This window comes from Sulfoacidibacillus ferrooxidans (genome assembly GCF_022606465.1).
GTDB classification, from domain to species: Bacteria; Bacillota; Bacilli; order Alicyclobacillales; family SLC66; genus Sulfoacidibacillus; species Sulfoacidibacillus ferrooxidans.
In genome coordinates, this window is sequence record NZ_JALBUF010000004.1 from 235,893 (window position 1) to 247,888 (window position 11,996).

The window sequence follows — 11,996 nt, forward strand, 5'->3', positions numbered from 1 at the left end:
AAGAGTGCAAATGACTATTGAAGGAGCTTCAAGATGGAAGCAGGCTGTTGGTCTGCTTGAGACAACATGCTTTGTCCCACTTGATCCAAGATTTGATTTTGTGAGAACTGCGTATATTCAGCGGCCATGTTCGTATTGGTAATGGTCGATTTTGCATTCTGCAGATTTTCTGATGAGTTTTGCAGATCCGATACCGTATAGTTCAATTGATTTTGAACGGCACCTAACTGAGCTTGTTGGCTAGAAAGCTGATTTAGTGCATTATGAATGGAAGTAATTGCATTTTGTGCACTGGATTGATTCATGATGTTTAATCCAACCACACTACTGCTTGCTTGCCAATTATTAAGCTGCGAACCTGCCTGTGACGCAGTGCCACCAGTTGCAGTAAAAGATATGACTCCATTAAATGTTCCTGAAGAACCAGAAGTTACAGTAAAAGCATTAACTGCTTCATTTAGATTTATAGTAAGTTGTGCACCTGTTGCGGAATCACCTAGTGTCACAGTGCCGCCACTTGTGGCGCTTGCAACTGATATAGATACTGCATTGCCTATATCGTTTCCATTTTCTGTTTGCAATTGCAATGTTTCAGATGTAACTGATGCACCAGAAGAAGTTGAACTTACGTTTGCGCTTATTGCAATTTTAAATTGTTGACCACTTTGAAAAATAGTACTATTAGAAAAGGTTATAGCTTGATTAGCTGCTGTGGTAACAAAGTTTTCTGCAGAGGAACCACTAAAACTAGCGCCATTTGTTCCTGAAACTACTCCTGTTGAAATTGAACCTGATGAAAGTGCAATTCCAGCTGCAGAAGTACCTGCAATGTTAAGTGTGTTTACGTCGGTAGCAGCAATATTAAAGCTTAAAGTTTGATTTTGGTTAGCGCCTGCTTGAATTGTCAAGTTTGAAGTACCTTCAGTTGTTGAAGAAGATGCGAACTGACCACTCAACAAATTGATACCATTATACTGAGTTTGATTTGTTGTGCTGTTGATTTGTTGTGCGAGCGAGTTCATCTCTAACTGTAGGTTGGCGCGATCAGAATAAGACATGCCAGCAGTAGATGCTTCTGTTGCAAGGCTGGACATCGTTTGCATGATCGTTTCAACTTGGTTCATGGCACCTGTTGCTGTTTGAATCATACTAATGCCGTTTTGTGAGTTTTGCGTTGCTTGATTCAAACCGTTCACTTGTGAAGTCATTTGTTGTGAAATGGCATATCCTGCTGGATTATCTGCTGCAGAGTTGACACTGTTACCCGTTGACAATGCACTATATTCACTATTGATATTGTTCTGTACATCGTTCAAATTTTGCAAGATAGATTGTGCTTGTGCGTTATTGTTTACGCTAAAGTTTACTGACATAAGTATACCCAACCCTTCGTATGTTGTTTGTGTTGTGAATCATTGGCCAGGGCACTCATTAGCTAGGCAAGAAACTGATGAGTGATGGAAGTAAGATTTGCGACCCCATCTTAAGTGCCGCCGTATAAACGGTTTGGTCGGTATTGAACTGGCTAATCACCTGTGCCATATTTGCGCCTTGAATCACCCCCTTTTGGTTAGTAAGTGTCGTTTGATATGATGACATTTGGTTTTGAAGAGATGTGAGTCGTTGAATGCGTGAACCCACATCAGAATTAATATTAGTTACATTAGTCATGTTCACTTGTAAGTTAGTAAGATCATTTTCTAATCCGTTTGTGTTTCCGGTGAGTAGATCAGTAGATATTTGTTGTAGCGTATTTTGTAGACTTGTTCCAGAGACTCCGGATAGCATCAAGTCATGTGCGGATACATTGATCGGTATATCGACATTAGGAGCGACATTGTAAGAAATGGATCCGGACGTTCCAGAAACCACACTAAATCCAGTGGAAAAACTTGTAGTAGGTACAAGTGAATCTGATATGCTAAAGGATCCACTCGATGTAGATGAAACAGGATTACTAAGTGTGAGTGTCATTTGTGCAGCACCAGAGACGGAAGTTAGAGTTACTATAGTTCCAGAACTTGCTCCACTAGCTATCGATCCAGTTGCTAGGATAGCTCCTGTCAATGAATTCATCAGTTTGATATTTCCTGATGATACGGTACCGGTAGAACTGGTTGTTTCAGATAACTGCAAGGAATAAGGTTGAGAGCCACTGAGAATATTCTGCGCATCAGTAATGGATTGAGTGATTGGACTACCATCTGATGTAATACTCGAACTGTTTGTCGTAGTAAACGAACTAAGAACGCTATAAAACTGACCATCACTCGTTGAAACTGTTGAATAAGGAGGTAAAGTAGTAGTTGTTGGAGCTACGTTTGTTTGGACGCCGCCAAATAAGTACCGATCGCCTTGTTTAGCGTTTAATTCTTGATATATACTAGCTGACAATTGTTGAGCTGTTTCAGAAAGAGCTTGTAGTGACGAAGAGCTGCGATTTGTGCTATTGATTCCTTCAAGAACAGTACTTTGTAGAGATTGTAATGCAGTTGAAATCTGCTGGATGGCTGAACTTGTATTTTGCATCCAACTCAATCCGGAGTTAATGGTTGATTGATAACTAGTGGTTTCACTCAGGGAAGCGCGAATCCCCATATCTTGTGAAACGGCTAATGGATTATCTGAAGGCTGGTTTAAACTTTTGCCTGTTGAAAGTTCATTTTCCAAAGTTTGCATCTGTTGATTTTGATTTGTGATATTGTAGATGAATTGTTGAGTCATCATATTTTGAGTGATTCGCATGAAAATGCACCTCCTTGAAGCTGTCTGCTTGGTAATTTACAATGTGAGTCATGTTGAAGAATTGTACTTTTATGGAATCATATTAATTAGTGATTGTAACATTGTGTCATATACGCTAATAAACTTTGCGGCTGCATCGTAGCTGTTTTGAAATTCCACCATCTTTGCGGCTTGATCGTTGGTATCTACTCCAGAAATCGATTGTCTTAGATTAGAAGATTGCTGAGCAAGAGAGTTAGCCGTCGATTCACTTGACTGCACTGCAGCAGTCTGAATGCCTAGATTAGAAACGATACTAGCAAGATATTGGTCAGCAGTAGTGTTTTGGCTGTAGGAAGAATTTGTATATGTCGATGATCCAAATTGAAAAGATGAAAATTGTGTATAGGTTATAGAAATGGACTGTGACTGCAAGTTTTCCATTTGTTGTGCAATTGTATTATTTCCTTGTGATGACGGTTGATCTGAAGCTGAGATATAGTTTGTACCAGAGTTTTGTGTAAATAAAGGATTGACAGTTAACACGACATTACCAGCCGTCGTTGTCGTTGGTATAAACAGATTGCCATAGGTATATGTTATTCCTGATGATGAACCAGTCACTAGATAAGTGGCCGTGTTACCTATAAGAGGATAGGCTGTTACTGGAATTGTAGAAGTTCCACTTGCACCTTGTATTGCATTTACTTGATTAGAAAATGACGATAGAAACGTATCGAGATTGGCAAGAAGCTGATTTGTGTAATCAAGGCTTTGGGTGTTTCCCGCAACCATTCCAGACGTTACATTAGTTAAGGTTAGTGGAGATTGCATCAGTTGATCATTTGTAGATGTAACCATACTGGTTTGTGTAACTAAACTGGTTTGCGTCATTGATGAAATAGTCATAGTAGTGCTTGTCCAACTGCCATTTGTTAGCGTTACAAGGGATAGACCAGATCCAATATTCACAGAAACCGCACCTGTAAATCCAGTCTGATTGTAAGAGATGTTTGAAAGTTGAGCCATTTCATCAAGGATATGTCCGCGTTGGTCCAAAAGTTGATTTGGACTTTCTTGTTGACTACTTTGGCCACCGGCGCTAGGGGCAGAATTCATCTGGTTAATTTGAACAATTTGGTTGTTTAATTGAGCTACTTGACTCGCATAACCATTAAGTTCTTGGACTTGTTCTTGAATCTGACTGACTAAATTAGATTGAAGACCTTCAAGTTGAGTGGTGATCGTTTGAAAGGTTTGCCCAAGTGTCTGTGCTTCCGAAATGACAGATTGACGTGCAGCTGTGTTTGACGGATCCGTTGAAAGTGTTTGCCAAGAGGCAAAGAATTGATCCACTGCATTTTGCATACTATCAGAGCTTGGTTCGTTTAGAATGGATTCAATTTGTGTTAAATTTGTATCGTATGTTTTGTACATGTTATAAGTTGATTGGTTAGAGCGATCTTGTTCATTAACGAAGGAGTTAGTATCTCTCGTCACTTCACTTACGTCGACACCTTGTCCCATCTGACCGCCCATGATGGGTTGATCTTGCGATGGAATTGGGGGATAAGCGCTACTTTCCTGAAGTTGAGCTGTTTCTTGAACATAACCTGGCGTGTTGGCATTAGAGATGTTATTTGCAACAACATCCTCTGCTTGTTGCATCGCATCGAGAGCACTCACGCCAATGTTAAGTCCAAAAAATGATGAGAGCGACATAGGTACACCTCCAAAAACCATCTCTAAGGTTGCTGATTTTACTTCTCTTATGTGGACCAATAAGCTATAAAAATCATAATGGAGCACGCATAACAAACATTCTTTCACTGCATAAAAGATTGCTTGTGTTACTAAATGAGATGTAGAAAATAAGTAGAATAGATGTTTTGTGTATTATTTATCCAAGTGTTTGAAATGTAGGTGATTCGTTCATTCTTGAAAGAAAAAAATCCGTTACTTGTAAAGCCTGTGAAATGAGCGTTTGCTGTTGCATAACGCGTTCGTGTAAGTGCTTAATTCGCGTCTTATTTATTACTTCTACAGGATGCATTTGAAGTTCTCGTAGATAACGGCATTGGTCAATGACGAGTGACTCTAATCTTTGTGGTTGATGTGAAATAATTACTTCGATGACTTGTTCAGTCACTAATTCTAAAGTTTCAAGTAAGTGATCTACGGACTGACTCGTCATGTGTACACCCCTTAGATTTCTTTAACTAGTTGATTAAAAAAGATGGTAAGAATATTTATAATAACTTTCTAATCAAGGAAGCCGCCTTCGACTATCTTCTTTGCAAGTCCCTCTGCGCTTGTCAGGTAAGCACCTTGTGCAATTTGTGCTTTAATTTGATCAAGCTTTTGTATATGGGTTTGTTCATGTTGATCTGATGGTAATGTGATACTTGTTGATGGAGTAGAATGAACTTTTATTGATTTTCCTGGCATAGCAGTGATAGAAGTTGGCTTTTGCCTCGGATCGATCGGAGTAGGATTCATCTTCGTAACCCCCTTACTCTATATACGGTCAATTTATTCTATTTTTTGCGTGTGTTTCGATTTTCTTCGACATTATTTTTTATTATTTGTAATGATCGTTGATATGCTCTGGAAACGGTAGAGACGGATAAGTCCATTGCGTACGATATTTCTGTAAAATTGTACCCTTGCTCGATAAAGAGAGAGAGAATGATCTGATCTCTTTGGGGAAGTTGCTGAATGCTGGCGACAACATCGAACCAAAGTTCCGAATTAGCAACTTCGTCGCCCGCGCGGACATTGATGGCGTGTTCAAGATCAACAGAGTAGGGAGATTCGTAAGCTTTCATTTTAGCTTGATAGGATCGTGTGACTTTTACTGGTGTTGATGCTCGCAATATATCGCGCATAGCAAATTTAACTTGTTGGCGAAAGGCAATTATTAACCACTCTTGCTGTTCCTGATCATTTAAGGTGGTAGAATGATCTTGATGGCGCATACAATATTGCCACCATCTTGTGCGTGCTGCCGATATTAGATCATCCGTGTCCACAGAACCACTTTTACGCCATTGAATGAGACGATGAGCGAGGCGCTTCACATACCATTCTTGATCTGCTGTCAGTTCTGAATATGCTCCATCTTCCAAACATGTCACTCCCTGATCGTTTCCAAAAGATGTGTATCATCGCCCTGTTGTACATGGGGATACGAGGACGTAACTACTGAATAATACTAGTTATATCATAGGGAAGTGAAAGAATCATTCGATGGATCATGTCCTTTATCGAATGATGTAGAATGTCTGCGAAATCTTTGCGCTATTGCGAAGGGAATGTTATACTTTCGTTAACTTCCGAGGGGAGGAATTGACAGATGAAGATTCACGTTCGTGGAGATAATCATCTTGATGTAACACCCGCCTTAAAAGAGTACTTGGATAAGAAGTTTTCGCGCATTGATCGGTATTTTGATGCGCCTGCTTCACAGGAAGTGACTGTTACGATGTCTGTGACACGCGGTGTTCACGCGGTAGAAGCGATGGTGCCACTTGGGCAGGTCATGCTTCGCGCAGAGGAACGGTCTGGCGATATGTATGCTTCGATTGATATGATGATGGACAAGCTGGAAAAACAACTCGATAAGTATAAACACAAGATAGGGCAAAAGATAGGACATCGCCTTAAAGCGGAGGGTGTTCGCGCAAAAGAATCAGCCAGGTTGCAACCCGTTCTTACATCCAATGCGGTACCTCTTGAAGATGATGAGGAATTTCCGCTTGTACGGGTGAAACAGTTCGATATGAAACCGATGCATATACCTGAAGCGATCTTGCAGATGGAATTACTCGGACATGAGTTTTTTGTCTTTGCAAATGCAGAGACGGATCAAACGAGTGTCGTATATCGCAGACGCGATGGGCAGTATGGCTTGATTCAACCGCAGTGAACATGGGATGATATGATCTTACATCAGTATAATTGGGCCATCTAGGCAACCTGGACGGGTGCTAAGAATATGCTTAAGATAGCGATTCTTAGTAGACGCTGGTGCGGAGGTGGGGCAATGACCGTACTGATGTGGATTTTGCAGGTCATCGTATTTCTTGTTATATGGAAGGTCGTTCACCTGTTGTTTTGGAATCTCCGTAAAGGTTCAGGCGCGTCTTCCTTGTTGTGGTCGATGTTAATGACACTCGTGATTGCCATTTTGGGTGTGATTGTTGCGCATATGGCGCATTCATCTTGGGTCATTGTGGTGGGCGGTAGCATTATTCTTGGTATTGCAAATGGTGAGTATGAATACAATCGTCAGCTTACACGCTAGCATAAAGTAAGGTTGGTTTGGTAAAAGAGCGACTTTTGTCGCTCTTTTGTTGTGTGGGGATGTGGAAAGAGGTAAAATGGTAATCTAAGATCGTTGCGGATCTCGTGTGATTGAGGGGAGTGTACCCTGTTGATAGGGCTGATTAAGAAAGTCATAGGAGGCGGCAATGAGCGTGAGATCAAACGCTTAAACCGCATTGTAGATAGTATTCGTGCGCTTGAACCAAAGATGGAAGCGATGTCCGATGATGAATTGCGTGGACAAACAAGCTTATTTAAGGAAAGATATGAAAACGGTGAGTCGCTCGATAAGATGTTACCTGAGGCATTTGCAGTGACCCGAGAGGCATCAAAACGCGTGATCGGCATGCGTCATTTCGATGTACAGATGTTAGGCGGTATCGTGCTTCATCAAGGGCGCGTGGCGGAGATGCGTACTGGTGAAGGGAAAACGCTGGTAGCTACACTGCCTGCATATCTTAATGCGATTGCGGGACAAGGTGTCCACGTCATTACAGCCAATGATTACTTGGCTCGACGTGATAGTGAGTGGATGGGACAGGTGCATCGCTTCCTGGGGTTAACTGTTGGGTTGAATGTGCATGGCATTTCGCATTTTGAAAAACAAGAGGCATATCGTTCAGATATTACTTATGGGACTAATAATGAGTTTGGCTTTGATTATTTGCGAGACAACATGGTGGGACAGGTAGAAGAAATGGTACAACGACCGCTGTTTTACGTGGTTGTTGATGAAGTGGATAGTATCTTGATTGATGAAGCGCGAACGCCGCTCATTATTTCGGGTCCTGCGGAGAAGTCGACAGATTTGTATTTTACAGCTGATCTGTTTGTGCGTTCGCTAAAGGAAGAAGAAGATTATCAGACGGATGAAAAGGCGAAATCAGCCAACTTGACCGAGGCTGGTGTGCATAAAGCTGAACGATATTTCCGCGTAAGTAATTTATTTGATCCGCAGCACATCTCGTTTAATCACCACATTATGCAGGCGTTAAAAGCGCATGCCATGATGAAGCGCGACAAGGATTATGTGGTGCAAGGTGAAGAAGTGATTATTGTGGATGAGTTTACAGGGCGCATGATGCAAGGCCGTCGGTATAGTGATGGCTTACATCAGGCGATTGAAGCGAAAGAGGGCGTAAAGGTTCAAAATGAATCTAAAACGCTTGCGACGATTACCTTGCAAAATTACTTTCGGATGTATAAAAAATTATCTGGGATGACAGGGACTGCGAAAACGGAGGAACAAGAGTTCATCGACATTTATGGGATGGATGTTGTCACGATTCCTCCGAATCGCCCGAATCAGCGAAAAGACGGTTCTGACGTTGTGTATAAGACGGTAAATGGAAAGTTTTCACAAGTGGTCAGTGCAATTGAGGAGCGCCATAAGACGGGACAGCCTGTGCTTGTGGGAACAACCTCTGTGGAAAAATCAGAAATACTTGCTGCGATGTTAAAGCGAAAAGGGATTAAGCATCAGGTGTTGAATGCAAAGTACCATGAGCGTGAGGCGGAGATTGTGTCGCATGCAGGTGGGTATGGTATGGTGACGATTGCAACCAATATGGCTGGACGTGGTACGGACATTTTGCTGGGCGATGGCGTAGCCGATCTCGGTGGTCTGCACATTATTGGAACGGAACGTCATGAGAGCAGACGGATTGACAACCAGTTGCGTGGGCGTGCAGGTCGGCAAGGTGATCCTGGATCATCGCAATTTTACTTGTCACTGGAAGATGATCTCATGCGCATGTTTGGTTCAGATAAAATCATGGGGTTAATGGATAAGCTGGGTATTGAAGAAGATCAGCCGATTGAGAACAAAATGGTGACACAAGCGATCGAACGAGCGCAGCGCAAAGTGGAAGCGAATAACTATGACATCCGCAAACACGTTTTGAAGTATGACGATGTCATGAATAAGCAACGTGAAGTGATCTATCGTCAACGTCGTCAAATTATCCAACAAGATCATCTAAGAGATATTGTTGTTGGCATGGCGCGTGATTTAGTTGACTTTATGTTAGATACGTACTGCATAGCCGATCAGATTCCGGAAGACTGGGACATTGGTGGCCTTATTGGGTATGGGGAACATCATTTCCTCACACCAGATCGAATGACAGAGGCGGAACTTCGCGTCTTTGATCGAGATGAGTTACGTGCATTTTTGTATGAGCAAGTGGAAGTTGAATATCAAGATCGGGAATCATCGATGGGTGAAGTGATTCGTGAGTTAGAGCGCATGGTGCTCTTACGAACTGTGGATAGCAAGTGGATGGATCATATTGATGCGATGGAAATGTTACGTCAAGGTATTCATCTTCGTGGATATGGGCAGATGGATCCGCTTACTGCATACCAACAAGAAGGCTATGAGATGTTTGAGAGTATGATTCACAGTATTCGCGAAGAAGTAACGATGTACGTCTTTAAAGCACAACTCTCATATGAGGCTTTGCCGGAGACGCCGCAACCCTTGTTTACCTCTTCGTGAGGATGAAGATTGCGTGAAACGGGCGATAGCATGAGAATCGGAGGTTATTATGGCTGATACGTTTGGTGAGTTAAAACAGATCCAGCAAACTATGGACCAACGCTTGGCGGATATTGGGAGGTCTCTTTGACGTCGCTACAAAGCGTGAGCGTATTGAGGCGTTAGAAGCAAAGATGTCGGAGGCTTCTTTTTGGGATGACCCCACTGCGGCGCAAAAGGTGATTGGTGAAGTCAATGGGCTCAAGGCGTTAGTAGAGAAGTATAGCCGATTGCAGGTGCAGTTAGGGGATGTACAAGTAGGGCTTGAGCTTGCGCAAGACGAGGATGATCAAGAGTTATTTCGCGAAACAGATACAGCTAGTGAACAACTGCTCGCGGATCTTGACGCCTATGAACTGGAGCTGCTTTTGGATAACCCATATGATCGCAACAATGCAATCGTTGAGTTACACCCAGGAGCGGGTGGGACAGAATCTCAAGACTGGGCCTTAATTTTGCTTCGTATGTATACGCGTTGGGCAGAACGGCGTGGCTGGAAAGTGGAGACGCTCGACTATCTTCCTGGGGATGAGGCAGGATTGAAAAGTGTCACTCTGTTGATCTCAGGACACAATGCGTATGGTTACTTGAAGGCGGAAAAAGGCGTGCATCGATTGGTACGCATCTCTCCATTTGATAGTTCTGGTCGCAGACACACCTCTTTTGCGTCTGTCGATGTGATACCGGAAATTGATGATGATGTAGAGATCGATATCAAGACAGATGACTTGAAGGTTGACACCTATCGCTCTACGGGTGCGGGTGGGCAACATGTCAATACGACCGATTCTGCTGTGCGCATTACGCATATACCGACGAATATTGTGGTGACTTGTCAAAGTGAGCGTTCGCAAATTCAAAATCGCGCGGTTGCGATGAAACTCCTTGCTGCAAAGCTCGTTGAAAAACGTCGCGAACAACAAGAGGAAGAACTCGCAGCACTGCGCGGGGAACAAAAGGACATCGGGTGGGGAAGTCAAATTCGCTCCTACGTGTTCCATCCCTATTCGATGGTGAAGGATCATCGGACCAATTTTGAAATTGGCAATGTACAAGCGGTTGTCGACGGCGAGCTCGATGGCTTTGTGAATGCCTATTTGCGTTGGCAGTTGCAGCGGCGCGGAGGATCTGCTTCATAATGGTGGAATGCAGGTTCACTCTATGATGGTAGATTATTGATTGATATATTGAGTCTCTTTGGGATAGACAATAGCGTCGTATGCGAATGATCGCAGCGGCGTTTTTTTGTGAAAATAACGTAGAAAAGGTGAAGCTGTGTATGAACGAAGATCGCTTTGCGCTCATTGATGAGACTTATTCTAGTTATATAGGGAATCATCCGGAGTTACATGATCGGTGGCTTCTTTTGCAGACGGTGTATACAGGCAAAGATAGGAGGAGCGTCTACCCTTTTTTACCTCTACCGAAAGGTGCGGCTGTTCTAGATGTTGGTACGGGGTTTGGTGCGTTAGCAACGGAAATCGCATACTTTGCACCGGTTGCTGTGACGGGAGTTGATGTGGATGTGGAGAAGCTGAAGGTGGCGCAAGTGATTGCACAAGCTGTGGCGAAAAAGGCGAGTCAAACTGGGGTGGGCAATGGAGGATTGGACGCGATCCCGACTTTTGTCGAGGGTGACGTTTATCATTTACCGTTTGCTGATGACTCATTTGATCTCGTTATTTCGCGTTTTCTTTTTCAGCACTTACAGGATCCGCGTTTAGCGTTGAAAGAGCTTTTTCGCGTGGTGCGCAGTGGTGGGTTAGTCTGTTTAATAGATATTGATGAAGGTCTCACGATTGCGTACCCAGAGGTGCCTGTTTATCGGGCGTTACACGAAGCATTTATTGCCTTACAGGCGCGTCGAGGAGGGGATCGCATGATTGGTCGCAAATTGGCGGTTTATATGCAGGAGGCTAATTTTAACGGAATTCATAGTGTGGCACAAGTGCATTCTTCCTTCTCACCCCAAGTGGCTAATGACATAGGTAGGCAGTTTACGCTACGAAAGTTGCAGGAAGTAAGGGATGAGATCGTACTTGAAGGTCTCATGACAAGACAGGAGTATGACTCTTATTATAGCCAATACGAAAGTAGCGTCGACGGATGGAGCTTTGATGTTGCTGGCCATGTGACGGTATTTGGTGTGAAACCATAGCGCGGTTGAAATTGTTGTAGGTGACGTAGGGAGTAGGAACGACTTCTGTAACTAAGGTTTTTGGCGGGGAAACCGCCTTTTATATACTCTATTAAAGTCGGAAAAGTAAGATTGGCATTTTAGTTGACTCTCTAAAACGGACTGTGTTATATTACTACCTGTCGCCACGAACGGCGGCGCGAAGAAGGCAAGCAAGTGGATCCTTGAAAACTAAATGCAACAAGAGACAAACACGCGAGCAAAGAAGTA

11 protein-coding genes are annotated in these 11,996 nt (G+C 43.0%); 5 read left to right on the forward strand and 6 right to left on the reverse strand.

What is annotated here, in order from left to right; all coding sequences use genetic code 11:
* Positions 1-14: 14 nt before the first annotated feature.
* The 6 genes from MM817_RS08715 to MM817_RS08740 all read right to left on the reverse strand — a co-directional run bounded on the left by MM817_RS08715 (position 15) and on the right by MM817_RS08740 (position 5,852).
* The gene (locus tag MM817_RS08715) at positions 15-1,373 is read right to left on the reverse strand and encodes a flagellin N-terminal helical domain-containing protein (protein WP_241713838.1); all 1,359 of its coding nucleotides are present in this window, start codon (positions 1,371-1,373) and stop codon (positions 15-17) included.
* 58 nt (positions 1,374-1,431) lie between these two features.
* Entirely contained in the window at positions 1,432-2,745 is a 1,314-nt protein-coding gene (flgL, locus tag MM817_RS08720) for a flagellar hook-associated protein FlgL (protein WP_241713840.1), read from the reverse strand.
* Positions 2,746-2,814: 69 nt separating this feature from the next.
* Positions 2,815-4,446 (reverse strand): flagellar hook-associated protein FlgK, encoded by a 1,632-nt coding sequence (gene flgK, locus MM817_RS08725; protein ID WP_241713842.1) that lies wholly within the window; start codon positions 4,444-4,446, stop codon positions 2,815-2,817.
* A 178-nt stretch (positions 4,447-4,624) separates the two neighbouring features.
* Positions 4,625-4,918 (reverse strand): hypothetical protein, encoded by a 294-nt coding sequence (locus MM817_RS08730; protein WP_241713844.1) that lies wholly within the window; start codon positions 4,916-4,918, stop codon positions 4,625-4,627.
* 68 nt (positions 4,919-4,986) lie between these two features.
* Entirely contained in the window at positions 4,987-5,223 is a 237-nt protein-coding gene (locus MM817_RS08735; RefSeq protein ID WP_241713846.1) for a flagellar biosynthesis anti-sigma factor FlgM, read from the reverse strand.
* A 38-nt stretch (positions 5,224-5,261) separates the two neighbouring features.
* Entirely contained in the window at positions 5,262-5,852 is a 591-nt protein-coding gene (locus MM817_RS08740) for an RNA polymerase sigma factor (protein ID WP_241713848.1), read from the reverse strand.
* Positions 5,853-6,079: 227 nt separating this feature from the next.
* On the opposite strand from MM817_RS08740, the gene hpf reads away from it, so the two are divergent.
* From hpf to MM817_RS08765, 5 genes are all read left to right on the forward strand, one after another.
* On the forward strand, positions 6,080-6,652 hold the full coding sequence (gene hpf / locus MM817_RS08745) for a ribosome hibernation-promoting factor, HPF/YfiA family (RefSeq protein ID WP_241713850.1): 573 nt from the start codon (positions 6,080-6,082) through the stop codon (positions 6,650-6,652).
* A gap of 117 nt (positions 6,653-6,769) precedes the next feature.
* Positions 6,770-7,030 (forward strand): hypothetical protein, encoded by a 261-nt coding sequence (locus MM817_RS08750; protein ID WP_241713852.1) that lies wholly within the window; start codon positions 6,770-6,772, stop codon positions 7,028-7,030.
* 129 nt (positions 7,031-7,159) lie between these two features.
* Positions 7,160-9,550: a preprotein translocase subunit SecA gene (gene secA / locus MM817_RS08755; protein ID WP_241713862.1), complete on the forward strand. Its 2,391-nt coding sequence runs from the start codon at positions 7,160-7,162 to the stop codon at positions 9,548-9,550.
* A 49-nt stretch (positions 9,551-9,599) separates the two neighbouring features.
* Positions 9,600-10,728, forward strand: a protein-coding gene (prfB, locus tag MM817_RS08760; protein WP_241713864.1) for a peptide chain release factor 2 whose coding sequence is annotated in 2 segments (ribosomal slippage) — positions 9,600-9,677 and positions 9,679-10,728 — 1,128 coding nt in all. Because the reading frame shifts where the segments join, the coding sequence is not laid out codon by codon here.
* A 140-nt stretch (positions 10,729-10,868) separates the two neighbouring features.
* Positions 10,869-11,747, forward strand: a complete 879-nt coding sequence (locus MM817_RS08765; RefSeq protein WP_241713866.1) for a class I SAM-dependent methyltransferase — start codon at positions 10,869-10,871, stop codon at positions 11,745-11,747.
* Positions 11,748-11,996 lie beyond the last annotated feature (249 nt).